This is a genomic window from Streptomyces sp. MUM 203J (assembly GCF_022414595.1).
GTDB lineage: Bacteria > Actinomycetota > Actinomycetes > Streptomycetales > Streptomycetaceae > Streptomyces.
This window is the reverse complement of sequence record NZ_JADWYO010000087.1, coordinates 1-18,440: the sequence shown is the minus strand read 5'-3', so window position 1 is coordinate 18,440 and position 18,440 is coordinate 1. Positions and strand designations below refer to the sequence as shown.

The following is an 18,440-nucleotide window of genomic DNA, read 5'->3' as shown; positions in this document are numbered from 1 at the left end:
CCGCCGGCTTCCCCTGCGCCGGCTGTCCCGGCGCCGCCCGCCTTCGCGGCGGCAGCCCCCAGGTCCGCCACCTCCCCGGGCGCACCCGTCCCGGCCGTCGCCGACGCGGCCGGAGCCGCCCCGGACGGGCCTGTGCCGGACGACGAAGCGCAGCTGCTGCTGCTCAGCGCCCGGGACCGGGCCGGGCTGGCCCGGTACGCCCGGGAGGTGGCGCGGGTCCTCTCCGACGACCGGCCGCCGCTGTCCCGGACCGCGGACACCCTGGCCCGGCGGACTTCCTTCCCCGAGCGCCTCGCTGTCGTGGCGGAGGACACCGCCGACGCCGCGGCCAGGCTGGCCACGGCCGCCGAAGCCCTGGACGCGGGGCGCACCGGTGTGCTCGGGCCCGGGCTGGCGGCCGGTTCGGCCGAGGCGGGCGAACAGCCGGAGGCCGAGCTTCCGGCGCCTGGCTCGCTGTCCGCCGGGGCGCGCACCGCCGAGCTGGCGCGGCTCGCGGAACTCGTGGTCGCGGGTGCCTGTCTCCGTCCGGTGAAGGAACGTATCCCCCCGTGCACGCTGCCGCCGAGCCCGTTGGCCCCGCGCCACCACTGGGCGGTGGACGAGTCGAAGCGCGAGACGGTGCCGGAGGCGGTGGCCGACGCGGTCCCTGCGGCCGATGAGCCCCTGATGCCCGCCGCTCCACCCGCCGGGCCCGTCGCGTCCGTCGCGTCCGTCGTGCTGGAGGAGGTGTCGCGGGTCGGCGTCTTCCCCGTCGCCGACCTGAAGGAGCGGATGGTCCTGGTGGACGACCTCGGCTTCGACTCCCTGATGCTGGAGGACCTGGAGGTCGGCCTCCGCAGACGCGTACCGGGCCTCCGCACCGAGGAGGTGTTCGAGCCCGGCCTCACGATCGGACGACTGACCGAGCTGGCGGACACCCGTGCCGACGGCCCGCTCGTCCCGGTGCCGCCCCCACCCCGGGAGGTGCGGTCGGACTGGGGCGCCGACACCGCGCGGGTCGACGACTTCCCGGAGGTGCGGCAGTTCGAGGAGCGCCTCGACGCCGTCACCGGCAGCGGCGCGGACTTCCCGTACTTCCGGATCCACGAGGGCACCATCCGCGACCGGACGGTCATAGGCGACCGCGCCTACCTGTCCTTCGGCAGCTACAACTACCTGGGGCTGTCCGGCCATCCGGCGGTCAGCGAGGCCGCGCGCGAGGCGGTGGACCGGTACGGCACCTCGGTCTCCGCGAGCCGCGTCCTCTCCGGCGAACGGGACCTGACCGTACGGCTGGAACGCGCGCTCGCCTCCTTCCTCGGGGTCGAGGACTGCCTGGCGCTGGTGAGCGGCCACGCCACCAACGTCACCGCGATAGGGCACCTCGTGGGCAAGGGCGACCTCGTCGTCCACGACGCGCTCGCCCACGACAGCATCCTGCAGGGCTGCGCCCTGTCCGGCGCGGCCCGCCGCCCGTTCGCCCACAACGACACGGGGCAGCTGGAGCACCTGCTGCGGCTCAACCGGGGCCGCTTCCGGCGCGTACTGATCGCCGTCGAGGGCGCGTACAGCATGGACGGCGATCTGGTGGACCTGCCCGCCGTGATCGGGCTGAAGAAACGGTACGGCGCTCTGCTGATGGTCGACGAGGCGCACAGCATCGGCACGGTGGGCGAGACCGGCCGAGGCGTGGGCGAGTTCTTCGCCGCCGACCGGACCGGCGTGGACCTGTGGATGGGCACGCTCTCCAAGGCCTTCGCGAGCTGCGGGGGCTATCTGGGCGGCTCGGCACGGATGGTGCGATGGCTGCGGCACACGCTGCCCGGCTTCGTCTACAGCGTCGGTCTCACCCCGGCCAATGCCGCCGCCGCGCTGGCCGCGACCGAGCTGATCACGGCGCAACCGCACCGGGTACGGGCTCTGCGGCGCAACGCGCGGCTCTTCCTGGACCTCGCCACGGCGGCCGGCCTGGCGACGGGCTCCAGCGCCCACACCCCGATCGTGCCGTGCCTTCTCGGCTCCTCGGCGCGGACGCTGCGGGTGGCGGACCGGCTGTACGAGCAGGGGGTCATCGCCGACCCGATCTTCCACCCGGCCGTGGAGGAGGGGCTCGCCCGGCTGCGGTTCTTCGTCACCAGTGAGCACCGGGAGGACGACATCCGCCGTGCGGTGTCGGTGCTGGCACAGGAGGCCGCCGACGCGGCCGGGTGAGCGGAGCGGGCGGGCCGCGCGGGGGAGCGGCGCGCGCCGCCGGGGCGGTAGGCGGGTCATGTCAGATCAGGGTGCGCTCGATCCTGTTCAGCATGGCGTTCGTCCCCGCGTCCCCGGCTTCCTCCGCCTCTCCGGAGGCGGAGGGCGTGCCCTGCCGCTGCTCGCAGGTGCCGACCCGCTGGGAGAGCAGGTAGGCGATGATCTCCGCCTCCTGCTCCTGGACGTCGTCGTAGGTCGCGCGCAGGAGCATGTCGCGTACGAGGTCGGGGTCGAGGTTCGGGAAGAGGAGGCGGGCGGTCGCCTCGTCCAGCAGGCCCGCCCCGCGATGGCAGCAGATGATGTGGCCCAGCTCGTGCAAGATGATGTGCTCCTGATGCGCGCTGGTCGTGTTGGCGTCGTAGAAGATCAGGTCCTCGTCGCGCGCGGCGACCCACATGCCGCACGGGTGCGAGGCAGGCATCTGCATCGGGACGAGGGTGATGGGCCGGTCGCGGATCTCCCCGAGGTGGCGGCACAGTTCGTCCACATCGGCCACCTTGGGCAGGTCGAGTTCGGCTATCCGCCGCGCACCGGCCTTCCGGAGCCGCTTCAGCTGACTGCGGCGGTCCCGGCCGGCGAGCCGCCCCTTCCCGGGGAACCTCACGTTCGGTCCGGGGAGTCCCCGGCCTCCGCCTGGTCCGCGACGGGCGGGAGACCCTGCAACTGCCGGTACTGGTCCATGATGGCCGTGATGGCCTGGAGGTTCTCCTTCTTCATTCCGGCGGCCCGCATCGCCACCGCCCGGACTCCGGACTGCCGTAGCGCCTCGATGGCGGCGACTTCGCTCAGGACCGACTTCGCGACCTCGTCGTCGAAGAAGTACGCGACCGACACACCGAAGAAGCGGGCCAGTGCGGCCAGGAGATCCGGGGACGGATTGGAGCGTTTGCCGGTCCGGAGCTGCGACAGGTACACACCCCCGACGCGGAGTTCGGGGTTGGCCTTCTTCAGTTCCTCCGCCACCTCGGCGTTGGTCCAGTGCCGTCCCTTGGGACGAACCGTCCTGAAGAGGTCGTCCAGACGCACCGCCAACAGGGGGCGGTCGTCGGTCTCGGACATGGCGAATCTCCCTCCCGTCACCTCCTCGGCATAGCCCTCGGCTAATCGAAGTGTGGCAGATTAGCTGACAGTTGACAATTGGCCGAGACTCCGTCAACGTGGTGGCTCACCGATAGCTGTCAGCTAACTTGGCCTACGGGGGTAGCCGAGTTGCCTGCCGGTCTGCCGGTGACGATGTCGGACTGCCCGGCCCTCGGGGGACGGCCGGGCCGGTCCGGAGCGGGAGCCACCCGCCACCGGGGGTCCGACAGCGTGGCACGGGGGAGACGTACCGAAGTACGGGGGAACGTACGGACGTACGCAGCACAGGGAACCAAGGGACCCGAAGGTCCGAAGGGACGCCAGGGGGAAGCCCGGAGGGCACCGGGGGAACTTGGGGAGAGGTGGTGGGATCCGACGGGGGAACGACGGATCCCACCTGGGGAATCCCGCCCGGTCCGACGGGGGATACGGGCCGGGCGGGAGGTCTCAACTCGCGCTGCCGAGCTTACTGTAGGCGGAAGCGACTTGGGTGAGCCATGCGACTTCCGCGGCGAAGTTGTCCGTATCACGGTCTTCGAAACCGCCCGCGTCCCTGCTGTCGTCGGGGGCGGTGCCGGTGCGCTTGGCGTGCAGCGCCTGCCTGATCCGCGCGGCCTCCGTGAAGGCCTGCCGGGACTCCTCGCCGGCCGCGGGCCCCGCACCCTCGGGCGCGCCACCCGTACGGTCGATGTAGGGGCGGAGATCCCGCCACCCGTCCCGTATCTCGATGACCCGCCGGTGCAGCCGGTAGTCGAGGTCGGAGACATCGGACACCGAGGCCCCGGGCGGCTCCAGGACGATGTCCGGGGAGGACTCGTACAGGTCCCGCCAGAGCGGGTACAGCGCCCGGTAGGCCCGGTAACTGTCGCTCCACTCAAGGAGCTTGACGACCGGGCTGCCCCAGGAGGGCCGGGTCAGGCTGAGTGAGAGCAGGGCGATGCCCGCCGCACTGAAGATGTTGGAGGCCAGCTTCCAGCCGCCGATGTCGATCCCGGCCGCGGAGGTCAGGATGTTGACCGTCCTGGCCGTGCAGTAGAGGAAGAGGATCACCGCCGCCACGGACAACAGCCGCAGCGCCTGACGCAGTTCCGCCTTGTCGGTCATCCGGGCGTACGGGCCGCACTGCCGGAAGATCGTGACGCACGGAACCGCCTGGGAGACGATGAAGACCAGCAGGTACGTGAGGACCAGCGGCTGTCCACTGCCCGTGTCGAAGTCCGAGGCCGCCCTGCCGGGTCCGTCCGCGAGCAGGAAGAGCGCCGCCAGCAGCACATCGAGGGCGATGCCGGTGATCACCCAGTAGCGGGTCCTGCGCCGTGCCTCCTCCTCGGCGGCCGCCCAGCGCAGCAGGATGATCTGCGCGCTGACGCAGAAGGCGACCGCCGCCAGGTGCATCACCAGGATGGCGAGATTGCCGATGCCCAGGAGGCTGCCGCCGCCCATGGCGACGGCGCCCATCGTGAAGGTGAGGCACTGGAGCACCAGCGTGATCACGAGGGTGCGGTAGGCGCTGTCCCGCCAGTTGCGCCGGGCCTGGAACAGCCGGTAGACGAGCGCGGCGTACGAGGAGAGCGCGGCGATGACGAAACAGAGCGTTCTGATGGTGTTCACGGATGCGGAGAGAGATCAGTCGTCGTTCTCGGACAGGGGAACGGTGAGCCCGATGCTCTCGGCCGCCACGGCGACGGCGTAGTCGAAGAACGCGGATTCGTCCCGGACGCTGTCGTGGGTACGGCTGAAGACCTGGAACACCAGGAGGCCGATCAGGCTGCTCCACAGCACGATGCCGCGCTCGATGATGTCCGAGAACGGCGCCTCGGGCACGCCGCCGAACATCTCCACGGCCTCCGGCAGCAGCAGCGGAGGCCCGGGCACCGCCCGCCGCGGCGCCGCGAGTTCTCCGGCCGCCAGCGCCGAACGCACGATGGCCGCGAGCACCGCGGGCGTCCGCGAGGCGGCCGGGACCGTGTCCTGCGGGGCGTGGTAGTCCGGCACCGGTGAGCCGTAGATCAGCGTGAACTCGGCCGGGTTGTCGAACGACCACTGCCGCAGCGCCCGTGTGACGGCGAGCAGCCGCGCACCGGCCGAGGCCCCGGCGTCGACGGCGGCCTGATCCGCCCGCTCCATGGCGGATCCGGACGCGTTGTAGGCGTCGGTGATCAGAGCGGTCAACAGCTCGTCACGTGTACCGAAGACCGTTCCGACCTCCCCGGCCCCCGGTCCGCCGCTTCGCGCGACAGCCTCCAGGCTCAGCCCTCCGGCCCCCGCCCTCAGCATCAGTTGACGCGCGGCGGCCTTGACGGCCTCGGACAGCTCGGACTTGTCATCGCCCACATGTGCTTCGGAAGAAACCATGTCCGAACCGTACCCGCCACCCCCGGCCCCCTCAGCCCACCGGCCGGACCTCCCCGCCCCCTCCACGCCGATCCGGCCACACGGGCCCCAGACCGTGCCCGCTGTCCCGGCCACCCGCGCCGTGCCCTGTCCGCGTGATCACGGGCCGCGCTCCGCCGCGCCGGGACCAACGCGCCCAGAACCGCGTCCGCCAGGACCGCCGGGGCCGGACCCGCCGGGGCCGGGGGTGCCGGACGCCCGCCGGAAAGCCGGGCCATGGAGCCGCTGCGGCCTGAGCAGCCGTGAGGGCGGGCCGACGGCGTACGGCTGCCCGGGTCTCCGTGGGGGCGGCCGGGCCCGCTCGATCCGCAGCCGGGCCCGCCCGCACCAGCCGCGATGCGCGGGGCCGTCCGGCCTGCGCTGCCTGCCGGTACGGGGAGAACCCGTCCGCGCGGCCGATGCCCGGCTGCCGAGTGCGCCCGCCCCTCCTGGAGAAGGGGGCCGGCCATCTGCCCGCTGCCGCGGGTGTTCCTGACACTCGGCAGGGTGAAATGCTCCCTCGACAGCCGCGTACCCGGCGCCGGTCTCGCTCGTCCGGGGTCCCCTCGACCACCGGATCCGCCGTCGACCGGACGAGCCCGAACCCGGTTCACCTCCCTTGAGGCGTACGTCCGCTACTCCGGCTGAGTGGGCGCGACGCCGACAGCGCTGGTCCAGCGCCAGGCGGGCGGACACAGAGGAGAGGCTGCTCTCGGACGAGGAACGCCGGTGGTGTGGGGCCGTCGGCGCTCGTCCGTCCCACGACGGCGAGGTGACTGCATGAGCACACTCGAACTCACGGTTCAGGCGACGATCATGATGCTCGTGCTCGTCGATCCGTTCATCCGTGGCATGTTCTTCCGCATCCTCACCGAGAACGAGCCCGAGCGGCGCCGCGAATACGTCCGCCGCATCATGCTGACGGTCGCCGTCACCCTGGGCGGGGCCGCCCTGGTCGGCCGGGAGCTGCTCGACCTGATCGGCATCAGCCTGGGGGCCTTCAGCCTGGCGGGCGGCCTGGTGCTCGCCCTGATGGGCTTCGAGATGCTCTACGGGGGCGAACCGTCCCAGGCGCAGGGCGGTGCTCCCGCCCACGAACCACCACCGCCGAGGTCGGCCGAGGGTTCCATCGTGGTGCCCTACGCCATTCCCTTCATGGCCGGTCCGGGGGCCATCACCTCGGTGATCACGATTGCTTCGACGGGCGACGGCTGGTCCGGCCCGATTGCCGCCCTCATCGCCGTCGGCATCACCGTGGCCCTGATTCCGGTAGGACATCTGATGCTGTTCGACCGGGTGAACCTGTCGCCCCAGACCATGGCCGTCATGTCCCGGTTCGGCGGCCTGTTCGTCGCCACCATCGGCATCCAGCTCATGCTCGGCGGGTTCAAGGACTACTTCGGCATCAGCTGAGCCGTCACCCTGCGCGGACCCGGCTCGTCCGGGAGCGGATCCTCCTTCGCCCCGGCACCGGGGAGCCCCTCGGCCTGATCCACGGAACAGCTCAGGACGCTCCGTCCGCGGCCGGTCGATGACCTGCCCCACGCCGTCCACCCGCTCCAACGCCGGGCCCCGGTAACGCAGTCGGCCGCGGGGCCGTGGAAAAGATGTTTCGCACGCCCGAGGTCCGTCGGTATCGTCTCGCCCGACCGGGCCGGACCCGACCGGGCCCCGGACGCGCCTGCCCGAGGCCCGGTGGCCGACCCCCCGAACGGAGAGCCCATGCCCGAAACCGACGGAACGGACGTCGACGCCGCAGGACTCCTGACACTCGCGCTCCGGCACCTTGACGACTACGACACCCGCCGCCCGTTCACCGAGATCCCGACCCTCGACGACTCGACCCCCCTGCCCTTCCGCCCCTTCCCCGCCCTGGCCGTCGCCATGGCCGGGCACGTCCTCTCGGCATGGGAGGTGCGGACGTTCAGGGTCGAGCGCGCCAGACGCGGCGAGCGCATACGGTTTTTCACCGCGACGGGCGGCGGACCCAGGAGGGTGTTCCGTGCGTGCACCCTCTTCGACCCCGTGCTGGGCACCCAGCAGGTCGTCGAGCTGTGCGGGCGCTCCTTCTGCAACAACAAGGCACCCGCCGGACCCGGCAGCCGCTGTGCCGACCACCTCGGCGACCCGGTACCGGACGGCTGCAGCCCGGAGTTCTGGCTGCACATGGCAGGCGAGGCCGCCTGTTCGATCGAGTACGGCCGGGGCGGTCTCTCCGAGACGGAGGCACTGGCCGTCCACGCTGTCCGCGCCGGAATGCCCATGGAGGAGGTGTACCACGCGACCACGGTGGGGCAATGGAGGTTGCACGTCCTCACGAGGCGATCCGTCGAAGTGCCGCAGGACATCGACGACTCCGACAACCCCGCAAACTGGCCGCTCGTCCTCACTCCGGTACGCGACATCACCGCGGCGGACGTCCACCATGTACGCAGCTCCAGGGCGGACCGCCCCGCCGAGCCCGCACCGGACACCGTGCTCGCCCTCAAGGACGACTGGTACACGTACCTGCCGCTGCGCGAGAACGGGCCGTACCTGGTCTATGGGGAGGACCGGCACAAGTTCACGCTGGAGTGGTGGCAGATGCGGGAGCACCTGCCGCAGCACCTCCTCGCCCGCCCCGGTGATGAGTCCACCAGACAGGAGATGTACGAGCCGCCCTGCGGGTGCGGCGACTGCGACTGACCGGACTCCAGCCGACGAGCCGCGGAGCCGCGGCGCCGCACTCTGCCTGCGAAGCCTGGCGCTGACCTGTCCGCCCACGCGTCGCGCATGCGTGGGTACTCCGCTGCAGATGTGTGACCGCAGGTGGACGAGGCGTCTCTTCGGGCAGGCCGGGAAGCCGGGGCAGCCGGAGACGCCGAAGCCCACGGGCGTCCCGGCTGTCGGCTCCCTCCGCATCCGATGCGGAGCAGCGACCGTGCCGGGCAGGGCGCCGAAGGCGTGGTCGGCGGCCGTGGGGGGCACCGACTGGATGGCCGGGTGCACGACTTCGTCGACAACTGGTCGGGGACCGAGGAGCGGCCGGGCACGCCTGCTACCACGTGGATGCCCGGACCACGTGCCTGTGCCCGGACAGCGCTGAGAAGGCCGCGTCACTGCGGCTGACCGGATGATGTGGGGCGGCATCCTCGCGGCGGGGGCCGCCATCGGTGAACGCCCCGCGAACTGCCGCGCAGGAGACACGCTGTCAGAGCGGACGCGGGTGTGGCGCCGGGGCTGCGCCCGCGTCTGGACGTTCGCGGTGGCGTGATCCCGTTCGCCGCCTGGTACCTCGTGCAAATGCTGACCCGACCGCCGTACGACGACCCCTCCTGATCTCCTCACGGGGGGGAGAGAGGGCAGGGGGCGCCTTCGTCGTCCCCGGGGTCAGCGCAGATCAAGCGCACTCCGCGCGCGGTTGAGTACGTTGTGAGCTTCGGCCCCGTACACGGCCGACTCCCGCAGCGTCTCCCATACCCGTCGGTATGACGCAACGGTCTCTGAGTCGTCCAGCCACAGCTCTGCATGCCAGTCCTCAGCGATGACCAGCCGGTCGTCCAGCACCCAGAATCCGTTGGCTGTGGGGATCTTCAGTGTCGCCCCGAGAGGGATGATTCCGAGTTCCACGGTGTCCATCCCGATCACGCCCGCCAGCCGATCGAGCTGCGCAGCGAGGACCAGCGGAGGACACACCAACGCGTGCAACGCCGCCTCCCACACCAGCGCGTGGAACTTCCGACCGCCGCCCTGGTACAGCCACTCCTGGCGCTTCGCCCGCGCCCGGACCGCCTCATCGGTATCGCGTACCGATCCCTGGAGATCGGCGTACCGCAAGAAGATGTGCCGTGCGTAGTCCGCGGTCTGGAGCATTCCGGGGACAACGGCCTCTTCCCACGCGCAGATGGTCCTGGACCGGTCAACTTCGAGGTTCCAACTGTCCTGGACCGGTCGGTGACCAGCCGCCAGCTGGCGCCGCCATGAGCGGATGTGGGACTCGAAGTTCTTGAGACGGGACTCCAGTTCATCGAACACCTCGGGTCGGGTGACGGCATCGGCCCACGCACGCAGGTCTGCGGACGTCGCGGTCTGACGTCCGCCCTCCAGCTTGTACACCTTCGAGTGCGGCCAGCCGAGCCGCTGTGCCAGCTGGGTACCGGTGAGCCGACCCCCAGGGGCTGAGAGACGTAGTTCTCTCAGGCGCACGCCGAGTGCTTCCCGAGCCTGCTGGTAGTCCGTGCTCACTGTTGCCGCTCGCTAGCCCTTCGCGCCGAGCTGCGCCGCGAACTGGTCGTACGGAAGAGAGGCATGGACCGCGGCGTCACGTACCTGGCAGTACCTCAGCACCTGGGCCGGCTCTGTGATGACCTCCACGTCGTGGAGTGCATCCTCGTTGTCGAAGCGGAGCACTGCGACAAGGCGACTGTCGAAGATCCAGAAGTCCTGGGCAGGAAGGTATGCCCGTTCGGCGTCCTTTCGCCATAGGCTCCGCACGTCCTCACCGGTGGCTGCGTTGCACCGGGCGTAGCTGAGCAGGAACAGCTGCCCCTCAGTCGGCGGGTTGTCGACGACACGGACGCGGCCCACGTACTTGCCGCTGGATGTCTGTCGGCTGATGTTCACGCACCACTTGCTGTCGAGGTCCGTGGGAGCCGTGCCAGTGCGGAGGAACTCGTCGTATGTGGGGTCCTCCCGGTCCGAGGAGTAGGCACGCCGGGTCTCCAGATGCCAGGCCGAGTGCTCGAAGGTTTCGAAGAGACGGCCGAACTCCTCCAGGTCGATCAGCTTGGGCACGCGCTCCATCTCCTTGGGGCCGTGGTTGACGAGCAGCTCGCGGGGCACGGCCACCGCGGCGTCACCGGGCCCGAAGTGCTGAAGCTGGGCGATGTCCTCAGGATCGGTGATGGGCCGTCCCTGAACGATGATGTCACCGGTGTCGAGGTCCTCGTGCACTGCGGGACATCCGCCGTTCTTGCTGTCGGTGCCGTTGAAGTGAAGTCGCTGTGCCATGTTCGCCTCCTCTGCTGCCGGGCTGTTGTCGCATCCAGCATCACCCCGTCAGGCGTACCGCACCACAGACCGCACGTCCCTGCATGAGACCACACGAGAACATCCGGCCAGCTAGTGAGAACATTCGAGAACATCGCATGGCGTCTGTCAACGCCGCTTCCATAGCGTCCTGTTCATGGCTACAGCACCCGAGTCACAGGACACCGACCCCTTCACGGCTGTGGAGTCGTTGCGAGCGGCGCTCGACCACGTCGGGGTCGTGCTGCCATCGCTCGCCGCGGTCCCGGAGTCGCCTTCCCTGCGCCTCGTCGACCTGGGCTGCGTCCGCGTGCAGGCGGCCCTGCGCCTGGCGCACGCACTGCGAGGGGAGACCGCAGCATGATGACGATCAAGGTGTACGCGAGGCACCGCGACGGCACCGTCACCACGGTCCGTGAGCGGCGGGAGGTGGCCCCGGTTGACTCCCCGCCGACCACGACGGGCTTCCCGCCCTGCTCCTGCCCGCCCTGCCGCCGTAGGCAGGAGGCGAGCAGGTGAGCGAGCAACGTCGCCCGGGCACGGTGTACCTGACCTGGCTCGGCGCCCCGGCCGCGATCCCGCAGCCGGAGCCCAACCGCCTGCGGCAGGAAGCGGGCCATCAGTGCGCGGACTGCGGGCGCGAACTCCACGGGATCCCCTCGATCCCGCTGCCCGGCCTGGAGCCCCGCCGCGCCTGCACCGGATGCGTCCCAGGCAGGGCAGAGTGAGCGCCCCGGCGGTCGAGCAGCCGACGGACTACGCCATCCCGACCACGGTCCGGGGCCTGCCGTGGGACGTGTACGCGGGCGGCGACTGCCTCTGGTGCCGCCAGCCTCTCCCGGCCGAGGGAAGCAGGCTGGTGACGCGCACGGACGAGTGGCTCGGCGTCCACTACGTCGGCGCCGACCTGTTCGCCTGCCCCACCTGCTACGCCAAGGCCCAGGCCGTGAAGGGGGCGTCGTGACGGCGGCGGGGGTGCGGTACTGCGGGTTCTGCGACCGGCCCATCGAGGGCGAGGCCCGCGCCTTCGTCCCCGAGTCCGCGTCCGGCGCCAAGCCGACCGTGTACTACCACCCGCTGTGCGGGCCCCGGCAGGCCCCGTACGTCCGGCGCCACCAGGACGGCCCGTACAGCCGCCGCTGACTCCCGCCTCCTGCGGCCGGCGACGGCGCGGCGCCGCAGGAGGCGGGCTGCACCACCAGCAGACGCACCATCCGACCGCCACCAGGAGGAACCCCGTGGCCGACGACGGCAAGCACGCCGGACCTCCGTCCGACAAGCCGTGGAACCCGCCCCCGCAGCCGCCGAACCCCGACGGTTCCGGCCCCGGCAAGTGAGGAGCCCGAGTTGACCACCGCCCCCAGGGGCGGGCACGCCGCGCTCGTGGACCACCTCTACGAGCGCGGCCTGCTCGACGACACCTGGCACCGCATCTGGCTGCGCGTCCCCCGCGAGCACTTCGTCCCCGAGCGCATCTGGCGCCAGGTACCCACCGGCTGCGTGCCGGTCACCGGTCGCGACCGCCTCGCCCTCATCCACTCCGACGAACCGGTCGTCACCCAGATCGACGACGGCCGCCCGGACGGCCCAGGCATCGCCACCTGCTCCAACTCCAAACCGTCCATGGTCGCCCGCATGCTCCAGCTCCTCGACGTCCAGGACGGACACCGTGTGCTGGAGGTCGGCACCGGCACCGGCCACCTCGCCGCACTCCTGTGCGCCCGCGTGGGGGAGAGGAACATTCATACGGTGGAGGTGGATTCCTACCTGGCCCACCAGGCGGCCGACCGGCTGTCCGCCGCCGGGTACCAGCCGCGTGTCGTCCACGTCGACGGCGAGTGGGGCCTGCCCTCCGCGGCACCGTACGACCGGATCGTGGTCACGTGTGCTGTGCGCCACATCCCGCCCGCGCTGCTGGCACAGCTACGCCCCGGCGGGATCCTCGTTGCCCCGCTGCACCGTGACTTCTGGTCCGGGGCACTCGTTCGGATGACCGCGGGCAACGGCGCCACAGGCCAGGGACACTTCGAGGGCGGCGCCTCGTACATGCTGATGCGCTCCCACCGGCCCACCAGGAGCCCGGCCGCGGTCGACGACTCGACCGTCCGCCAAGGCGCCACTGACCTGGCGGTGCAAGAGCTGCTGACGCTCGGCTTCGCTCTCTACGCGGGCGCGCGCCTTCCAGGGGTGCGCATGTGGCACACCGGCCGCGGCACGGGCACGCATGTGTGGGCTCAGGACGAAACCGGCTCAGCCGTGCACGTCAGCGGCCGCACCGTGTGGCAGTACGGTCCGCGGACCCTGTGGCGGGAGATCGAGCAGGTCCACGGCGAGTACGTCACGCTCGGCTGCCCCGAGCACGGCAGGTTCCGGCTCTCCGTCTCCTCGGCAGGCGACCGCCTGATGCTCGACCACCCGCCACAGGCCATCGAGCCCGCCCCCTGGACACTGCCCGCCCAGCCATGAGACCGCCCCGGCCCGCACCTTCCCCGAGGCACCGGCCGGGGCTTCACCGCGCGAGGTCCTCGGGTTCGCTCTGGGGGAGCCGGGCCAGCAAGTGGGCATCGAGGAAGCCCCGCTCGGAGGCCGGGTCGTGGAGCAGACGGGCGAATGTGTCGAACCCGGCCCCGGCCAGCGACTCGGCGAAGCGGTCCGCCGGCCAGCTGTAGGCGGGCGCCACCTTGTGGTCGAAGCGGACCGGCTGCGGTCCGTCGGTCGCGAAGAACGAGACCAGGAGCAGGCCCCCTGGTGCCAGGACACGCGCCTGCTCGGCGAGCAGCGCGGGCAACTCTCCAGGCGGGGTGTGGATCACCGAGTAGTGGGCCAGGACGCCGCCCAGCGCGTCGTCCTCGACGGGCACGGCCTCCATCCGCGCCTCGTCGAACCGCAGCGCCGGATGGGCCCGTCGGGCGTGGTCGACCATGGCCGGGGAGAGGTCGAGCCCGAAGGCGTCCAACCCAAGGTCGTGCAGCATGGCCGTCAGATGTCCGGGCCCGCACCCGACGTCGGCTGCCCGCAGGTTCCCGGTCGCGCGTACCAGCTCGGCGAAGGTGCCGATCATGTTCCGTGCGAACGGCCGTGTCTCCAGCCGGTCGGCGAACATCGACGCGTACAGCTCGGCGATCCCGTCGTAAGCCGCCCTGGTCCCGTCCCGGTGATCCGCCATGAGGGGAAGCTAACACCCGTGGCGTGCACGGCTGTTCTCCGGCCTGGCACCGAGCCCGCCCCGGGAACCTCGCCTCCCGCCATGTGATCACGGGACCTTCTTCGCTACGTGGTCCGTGCATCGCTCGCGCGAGCGGTCCCCGCTCCGGGTGAGGGACGAACACCGCCCGGGCGGACACCGTCCGCGCTCGCCCGGACACACGTGTGGCTCCTGCGGCTCAGGCTTCGGTCCGTCGTTCCAGGCGGCTGCCGCGTGGCAAGGTGATGGACATGATGTCGCTCGGGGCGTCCAGGGCGATGCGGTGCCATCGCCCGCGCGGCACGACGGCGGCAGTGCCGGCCGCCAGCCTGACCTGCTCCTCTTCTCCTCCCGGCTGCTCCGGGCGGAAGCAGAGGCGTATCCCGCCGGTGAGGCACGAGACGACTTCGTCCGCGGCGGTGTGGACCTCCCAGTGGTCGCCGTGGACGTCGGCATCGGTCTCCACACGGAAGGTCATCACCTGCCAGCCGTCCCGTTCAGAAACGAACACCGGCTTTTCGGCGCGCACTTGACCGTCCTGGCGGAGGTGGATGAAGGAGGCGAAGAGATCGATCGGGGTCACGGTCATGCCGGGACATCCTTTCTGTGGTGGTTGTTCAGGCGATGGGGCTGTGGCACGGTGCCGGACCGGTCGTGGGACCTGAGGAGCCGGCCGGTCGCGGATCCTGACGGGTCAGGGGAGGGAACCGGTCGCATGAGAGTCAGGGCCCAGCCGGTCGGTGTCCGGGCTGTTGCCGACGTCTTCGCTGAAGCTTCCCCTTGATCGTGGACACCTGGAGACTGGGACCTGAGGTTCCAGAGGAAGTAGCAGCAGGTGGGAAGCAAGTACACGAAGCGGTACACCGAGGAGTTCAAGCGGGACGCGGTCGCGCTTGAACTCCTCGGGGAAGACGGTCACCGCCGTCGCCCGGGAACTCGGCATCAGCTCCGAGTCCCTGCGCGGCTGGTACCGCCGGGCCAAGGCCGACCAGGGCGAGGGCGCCCCGGGCGAGCTGACCAGCGTGGAGCGTGAGGAACTGCGCCGACTGCGCAGAGAGAACCGCGAACAGCAGCAGATGATCGAGATCCTGAAAAAAGCGACGGCCTTCTTCGTGAAGGAGAGCGACCGGTAACCATGCTGTACCGGTTGATCCATGCGGAGAAGGCGAACTACCCGATCGTGCTGCTGTGCCGGGTGCTGCACGTGGCCCGTTCCTCCTACTACGCCTGGCGCGAGGGCGAGGCCGCCCGCCAAGAGCGCCGGGCGGCCGACGACGCGCTCGCCCACGAGATAACCGTGCTCCACATTGCCTCCCGTCGCACCTACGGTGTCCCGCGCATCCACGCCGAGCTGCGGCGCGTGGGGCACCGGGTGAACCGCAAGCGCATCGCCCGCGTCATGCGCGAGCGCGACATCCGCGGCGTCACCCGCCGCAAGCACCGCTCGCTGACCCGGCCGGACAAGAAGGCGAAGCCGGCCCCGGACCTCATCGGCCGCGACTTCCACGCCGCGCGTCCCGGGATCAAGCTGGCCGGCGACATCACCTGTCTCCCGACGGCCGGGGGCTGGCTCTACCTAGCCTGCTGGCTGGACCTGGCCACCCGCGAGGTCGTCGGCTATGCCATGGCCGATCACCATCGCGCCGACCTCGTCGTCGACGCCCTCGACATGGCCTACGGCCGAGGCGCTCTGGAGCCCGGATGCGTGATCCACAGCGATCACGGCAGCGAGTACACATCTGCGCAATTCAGGGCTCGAATACAGGAGTTGGGGCTGCGGCAGAGTTGCGGACGCACCGGATCGTGTTTCGACAACGCCGCAGCGGAGAGTTTCTGGGCCCTGCTCAAGGAAGAGATCGGAACCCGGGCCTGGCCCGACCGGTCCACCGCCCGCGCCGAGGTATTCACCTTCATCGAGACCTTCTACAACCGCCGCCGCCTGCGCAAGCACAAGATCTTCGGCTACCTCACACCGTCCGAGACCAGGCAGCGGCATCAACACGCCCTCGCGGCATAACGAACGAGTGTCCGAGATCACGGGGAAACTTCAGATGAGGACATGGGGCGGCTCCACGAAGTGGGCCTTGCTCAGGAATTCGACATGCGAGGCGGCAGCTCCACCTACACGTACAACCTCAACGGGCACACGGTCCCGACTGTCACACCGGGCGACCCTGGGCGCGAGGGCACGCGCGGGGACGTGTCCCGCGGCGACAAGGAGAACCGATGAAGCTCTCGCATGGCTCATTGAAGCGGCTGGTCGCGTTGTCAGGGGCCGCTGTTGCCAGCGGACTGATGCTCACCGCCTGTGCGGTGACGCAACCGGAGCGTGTCACTCGTAAGGAGTTCCCTTACTGGGAGGAGGGAGCCGGCGCGGCTGAGGCTGCCGAGTTCATGAAGGTCCAGATCCCCGGCGGCGCGACAGAGGTGAAGGGCGCCGTACGGGTTCAGCCACAGGAGAACGTCTACATGCTGTCGTTCGTCACCGACCCGAAGACAGCCGAATCGATGGTCGATGACCTTCAGCCTGATCATCCCCTGGAGGCCGTGAAGTTTGCCTCCTCGCTGACTGGGGATGGATTCAAACACCTGGGTCTCAAGCCGCCTCAGGACATCAAGGGCGTGCGCGCGGCGAGCGCCTGTCCGCCCTGTGTCGGAGATTCACGACGGAGTCACATTCAGGCTATCGAGATTCATGTAGGCGATGCAGCAGGCAACCGTGTACGGGTCTACCTGGCAGCTTTCTGAACCCGGCCCCAGGACCGTCTGAGGCCGAGCAGGAAGCCGTCATCAGCCGAACTCGTCGTGCGGGTCGGCACCTCATGAAGCTCTTGGAGTACGACGCTGAGACGGTGGGGAACTTCTCCCGGCGGCAGAAGGCGACCGGCACGAGGACGTTATCAAGGCACTCGCGGCCGTGGACGCGGCAGTGCGAGAGGCCGCATCCGGCTACAAGCTGTACGAGGTGAACTTGTCCGGGCAGCACACATCGAACCCCTTGTCGCTCGGGGCGATAAACGAGTTCATCGGTGGCTTCACGAGCTGGATGATGGCTCAGAAGAACGCGTAGTGCTGGGTGGTGTCGAGAATGACCCCGCCGGGTCCCGTTGGTCCGGGCTCCGACAAGGGCAGGATCACCTGCGGGCCTCCACGGCAACGGAGCTCCGGAGTGGATGCTGTGACACGAGATGACCTGATGAGTGCCCTGTCCGCGCTGCGCCGGGCGCAGATGGGCGGGCGGCGGGCGCCGCACAAGCCGCTGCTCGTGCTGTGGCTGCTGGGGAGGTTCGCCGAGTCCGGCAGTACGGCCGTCTCGTACGACGAGGCGGAGGAGCCGGTCAGCCGGTTGATCAACGACTTCGGCCCGGCCTTGACGAACCCCGCGCGAGCGCGGGAGCGGGCGGCGATGCCGTTCGTGCACCTGGAGCGCGAACTGTGGGACCTGCGGGACGGGGACGGGGACGCGGTCGGCCCTGACACCCCGGAACGGGGCAGCGTGCTGCGCGCCCGGGGAGCACACGGCCGCCTGCACCCCGGCGTGGAGACGTTGCTGGCCGCACCGGGCACGCTGACCGCGGCCATACGCCTCCTCCTTGAGCAGCACTTCACCCCTGCGCTGGAGGCACCCATCTGCGACGCCGTCGGGCTCGACCTCGCCGCCGGTCCCGACGACACCGCGCCCACGTCTGTGCAGCGCAAGCGGCGCCGACGCCGTGCCGGATTCGCCGAGGAGGTGCTGCACGCCTACGCCTACGCCTGCGCATTCTGCGGATTCGACGGCGCCCTCGGCCGCAACCCCGTCGGCCTGGAGGCCGCACACATACGTTGGCACAGCCAGGACGGCCCCGACGAGGTGAACAACGGCCTGGCCCTGTGCTCCCTGCACCACACCCTCTTCGACCTCGGCGTTCTCGGGCTCCTGCCCGACCTGCGCATGCAGGTCTCCGAGCTGTACGTCGCCCGCGGCCCGGCCGGCCGTGCCGTCGACGACCTCCACGGCCGACCGATCGCCGCCCCCCGCCCCGGTCGCCCCACCATCGATCAGCAGTTCGTCCTCTGGCACGGCCGCCAAGTCTTCAAACGTCCCGGCGCGCAGGCCGGGCAGTGCTCAGCGGACGCGTCGGCAAGGCAGCAGCACCGGGGCGGACGCTGAGGCGCCAGCGCCCGACTGTTTGACCCGGTTGACGTCAGTTGGTGCAGTCAAACGGCCCGGACCATGATCGGTCCGGGCCGTTTTCCCTGGTGCCCCCGGCAGGATTCGAACCTGCGACACCCGCTTTAGGAGAGCGGTGCTCTATCCCCTGAGCTACGAAGGCGTGTGGGACCACCGCTGAGGGCGGTGGTCCCACACAGGTTAGCGGATCAGGGCGGGGTGGTGGTGGCGAGGGCGGCGGATCGCCGTTATCTGCCGGTGCCGGGCGGCCGTCGGCGGGGGGTTCGGGCGGTCGGGGCCGTGGGTGGCCGGGGCCGCAGGCCGTTCGGGCCGGTCCGGCACCCGCAGGGGCCGCCGACTCCGGGCGGTCGGCTGTCCGCTCGTGCCGCCCGCCGCGGTCGCGCGCTCCTGAGC

General features: G+C 70.6%; 23 protein-coding genes and 1 tRNA gene. 14 read left to right on the top strand and 10 right to left on the bottom strand.

What is annotated here, in order from left to right; translation table 11 throughout:
- On the top strand, positions 1-2,190 hold a 2,190-nt coding region (locus I3F58_RS27450), incomplete at its 5' end, for an aminotransferase class I/II-fold pyridoxal phosphate-dependent enzyme (RefSeq protein WP_240111408.1).
- Between the two features lie 61 nt (positions 2,191-2,251).
- Here I3F58_RS27450 and I3F58_RS27445 read toward each other — a convergent pair.
- The 4 genes from I3F58_RS27445 to I3F58_RS27430 all read right to left on the bottom strand — a co-directional run bounded on the left by I3F58_RS27445 (position 2,252) and on the right by I3F58_RS27430 (position 5,664).
- Positions 2,252-2,833 carry a toxin gene (locus tag I3F58_RS27445; RefSeq protein ID WP_240111407.1) on the bottom strand — a complete coding sequence of 194 codons (582 nt, stop codon included), beginning with the start codon at positions 2,831-2,833 and terminating at the stop codon, positions 2,252-2,254.
- A complete protein-coding gene (locus tag I3F58_RS27440; protein ID WP_240111406.1) occupies positions 2,830-3,288 on the bottom strand; it encodes a helix-turn-helix domain-containing protein in 459 nt (152 codons plus the stop codon). Before I3F58_RS27440 ends, I3F58_RS27445 begins: the two co-directional genes overlap by 4 nt.
- 468 nt (positions 3,289-3,756) lie before the next feature.
- A complete protein-coding gene (locus I3F58_RS27435) occupies positions 3,757-4,920 on the bottom strand; it encodes an MAB_1171c family putative transporter (RefSeq protein WP_240111405.1) in 1,164 nt (387 codons plus the stop codon).
- A gap of 15 nt (positions 4,921-4,935) precedes the next feature.
- Positions 4,936-5,664, bottom strand: a complete 729-nt coding sequence (locus I3F58_RS27430; protein ID WP_240111404.1) for a TetR/AcrR family transcriptional regulator — start codon at positions 5,662-5,664, stop codon at positions 4,936-4,938.
- A 798-nt stretch (positions 5,665-6,462) separates the two neighbouring features.
- Here I3F58_RS27430 and I3F58_RS27425 point away from each other — a divergent pair.
- Both I3F58_RS27425 and I3F58_RS27420 read left to right on the top strand, forming a co-directional pair.
- On the top strand, positions 6,463-7,095 hold the full coding sequence (locus I3F58_RS27425; RefSeq protein WP_240111403.1) for a MarC family protein: 633 nt from the start codon (positions 6,463-6,465) through the stop codon (positions 7,093-7,095).
- 309 nt (positions 7,096-7,404) lie between these two features.
- Positions 7,405-8,367, top strand: a complete 963-nt coding sequence (locus tag I3F58_RS27420; RefSeq protein WP_240111402.1) for a hypothetical protein — start codon at positions 7,405-7,407, stop codon at positions 8,365-8,367.
- Positions 8,368-9,051: 684 nt separating this feature from the next.
- Here I3F58_RS27420 and I3F58_RS27415 read toward each other — a convergent pair.
- Together I3F58_RS27415 and I3F58_RS27410 are read right to left on the bottom strand one after the other, a co-directional pair.
- Positions 9,052-9,906, bottom strand: a complete 855-nt coding sequence (locus I3F58_RS27415; protein WP_240111401.1) for a helix-turn-helix transcriptional regulator — start codon at positions 9,904-9,906, stop codon at positions 9,052-9,054.
- Positions 9,907-9,918: 12 nt separating this feature from the next.
- Positions 9,919-10,671, bottom strand: a complete 753-nt coding sequence (locus I3F58_RS27410; RefSeq protein ID WP_240111400.1) for a DUF6879 family protein — start codon at positions 10,669-10,671, stop codon at positions 9,919-9,921.
- Between the two features lie 175 nt (positions 10,672-10,846).
- Here I3F58_RS27410 and I3F58_RS27405 point away from each other — a divergent pair, with 175 nt between their 5' ends.
- The 6 genes from I3F58_RS27405 (at position 10,847) to I3F58_RS27380 (ending at position 13,155) form a co-directional block, all read left to right on the top strand.
- Positions 10,847-11,053 (top strand): hypothetical protein, encoded by a 207-nt coding sequence (locus I3F58_RS27405; protein ID WP_240111399.1) that lies wholly within the window; start codon positions 10,847-10,849, stop codon positions 11,051-11,053.
- Entirely contained in the window at positions 11,050-11,208 is a 159-nt protein-coding gene (locus I3F58_RS27400; RefSeq protein ID WP_240111398.1) for a hypothetical protein, read from the top strand. Before I3F58_RS27405 ends, I3F58_RS27400 begins: the two co-directional genes overlap by 4 nt.
- Complete coding sequence (locus I3F58_RS27395) at positions 11,205-11,417, top strand: hypothetical protein (protein ID WP_240111397.1); 213 nt, start codon at positions 11,205-11,207, stop codon at positions 11,415-11,417. Before I3F58_RS27400 ends, I3F58_RS27395 begins: the two co-directional genes overlap by 4 nt.
- Positions 11,414-11,653 carry a hypothetical protein gene (locus I3F58_RS27390; protein ID WP_240111396.1) on the top strand — a complete coding sequence of 80 codons (240 nt, stop codon included), beginning with the start codon at positions 11,414-11,416 and terminating at the stop codon, positions 11,651-11,653. The genes I3F58_RS27395 and I3F58_RS27390 overlap by 4 nt, the downstream gene beginning before the upstream one ends.
- Positions 11,650-11,832, top strand: a complete 183-nt coding sequence (locus I3F58_RS27385) for a hypothetical protein (RefSeq protein ID WP_240111395.1) — start codon at positions 11,650-11,652, stop codon at positions 11,830-11,832. Before I3F58_RS27390 ends, I3F58_RS27385 begins: the two co-directional genes overlap by 4 nt.
- A 204-nt stretch (positions 11,833-12,036) precedes the next feature.
- The gene (locus I3F58_RS27380; protein ID WP_240111394.1) at positions 12,037-13,155 is read left to right on the top strand and encodes a methyltransferase domain-containing protein; all 1,119 of its coding nucleotides are present in this window, start codon (positions 12,037-12,039) and stop codon (positions 13,153-13,155) included.
- A gap of 43 nt (positions 13,156-13,198) precedes the next feature.
- Here the strand turns inward: I3F58_RS27380 and I3F58_RS27375 are convergent, their stop codons facing one another.
- Both I3F58_RS27375 and I3F58_RS27370 read right to left on the bottom strand, forming a co-directional pair.
- Entirely contained in the window at positions 13,199-13,855 is a 657-nt protein-coding gene (locus tag I3F58_RS27375; protein WP_240111393.1) for a class I SAM-dependent methyltransferase, read from the bottom strand.
- Between the two features lie 217 nt (positions 13,856-14,072).
- A complete protein-coding gene (locus tag I3F58_RS27370) occupies positions 14,073-14,462 on the bottom strand; it encodes a cupin (RefSeq protein ID WP_240111392.1) in 390 nt (129 codons plus the stop codon).
- 304 nt (positions 14,463-14,766) lie between these two features.
- On the opposite strand from I3F58_RS27370, the gene I3F58_RS27365 reads away from it, so the two are divergent.
- From I3F58_RS27365 to I3F58_RS27350, 5 genes are all read left to right on the top strand, one after another.
- Positions 14,767-15,006, top strand: a complete 240-nt coding sequence (locus I3F58_RS27365) for a transposase (RefSeq protein WP_240111391.1) — start codon at positions 14,767-14,769, stop codon at positions 15,004-15,006.
- Positions 15,007-15,008: 2 nt separating this feature from the next.
- Positions 15,009-15,890: an IS3 family transposase gene (locus I3F58_RS27360; protein ID WP_240111390.1), complete on the top strand. Its 882-nt coding sequence runs from the start codon at positions 15,009-15,011 to the stop codon at positions 15,888-15,890.
- Between the two features lie 84 nt (positions 15,891-15,974).
- A complete protein-coding gene (locus I3F58_RS29500) occupies positions 15,975-16,103 on the top strand; it encodes a hypothetical protein (RefSeq protein ID WP_275679000.1) in 129 nt (42 codons plus the stop codon).
- Positions 16,100-16,621, top strand: coding sequence for a hypothetical protein (locus I3F58_RS27355; protein ID WP_240111389.1), 522 nt, complete (start codon positions 16,100-16,102; stop codon positions 16,619-16,621). Before I3F58_RS29500 ends, I3F58_RS27355 begins: the two co-directional genes overlap by 4 nt.
- A gap of 430 nt (positions 16,622-17,051) precedes the next feature.
- Complete coding sequence (locus I3F58_RS27350) at positions 17,052-18,026, top strand: phosphorothioated DNA-binding restriction endonuclease (protein WP_374208046.1); 975 nt, start codon at positions 17,052-17,054, stop codon at positions 18,024-18,026.
- Positions 18,027-18,113: 87 nt separating this feature from the next.
- On the opposite strand, the gene I3F58_RS27345 is transcribed toward I3F58_RS27350, so the two are convergent.
- Positions 18,114-18,189 (bottom strand) — tRNA-Arg (locus I3F58_RS27345).
- A 38-nt stretch (positions 18,190-18,227) separates the two neighbouring features.
- Positions 18,228-18,440, bottom strand: a 213-nt coding sequence (locus I3F58_RS27340) for a hypothetical protein (protein WP_240111387.1), incomplete at its 5' end; no start/stop codon positions are given.

What these genes read in the sequence shown, in the direction of transcription:
- I3F58_RS27405 (WP_240111399.1), top strand. Translation starts at nt 10,847, where the DNA reads ATGGCTACAGCACCCGAGTCACAGGACACCGACCCCTTCACGGCTGTG.
- I3F58_RS27400 (WP_240111398.1), top strand. Translation starts at nt 11,050, where the DNA reads ATGATGACGATCAAGGTGTACGCGAGGCACCGCGACGGCACCGTCACC.
- I3F58_RS27440 (WP_240111406.1), bottom strand. Translation starts at nt 3,288, where the DNA reads ATGTCCGAGACCGACGACCGCCCCCTGTTGGCGGTGCGTCTGGACGAC.
- I3F58_RS27375 (WP_240111393.1), bottom strand. Translation starts at nt 13,855, where the DNA reads ATGGCGGATCACCGGGACGGGACCAGGGCGGCTTACGACGGGATCGCC.
- I3F58_RS27425 (WP_240111403.1), top strand. Translation starts at nt 6,463, where the DNA reads ATGAGCACACTCGAACTCACGGTTCAGGCGACGATCATGATGCTCGTG.
- I3F58_RS29500 (WP_275679000.1), top strand. Translation starts at nt 15,975, where the DNA reads ATGCGAGGCGGCAGCTCCACCTACACGTACAACCTCAACGGGCACACG.
- I3F58_RS27410 (WP_240111400.1), bottom strand. Translation starts at nt 10,671, where the DNA reads ATGGCACAGCGACTTCACTTCAACGGCACCGACAGCAAGAACGGCGGA.
- I3F58_RS27430 (WP_240111404.1), bottom strand. Translation starts at nt 5,664, where the DNA reads ATGGTTTCTTCCGAAGCACATGTGGGCGATGACAAGTCCGAGCTGTCC.
- I3F58_RS27420 (WP_240111402.1), top strand. Translation starts at nt 7,405, where the DNA reads ATGCCCGAAACCGACGGAACGGACGTCGACGCCGCAGGACTCCTGACA.
- I3F58_RS27370 (WP_240111392.1), bottom strand. Translation starts at nt 14,462, where the DNA reads ATGACCGTGACCCCGATCGATCTCTTCGCCTCCTTCATCCACCTCCGC.
- I3F58_RS27360 (WP_240111390.1), top strand. Translation starts at nt 15,009, where the DNA reads ATGCTGTACCGGTTGATCCATGCGGAGAAGGCGAACTACCCGATCGTG.
- I3F58_RS27355 (WP_240111389.1), top strand. Translation starts at nt 16,100, where the DNA reads ATGAAGCTCTCGCATGGCTCATTGAAGCGGCTGGTCGCGTTGTCAGGG.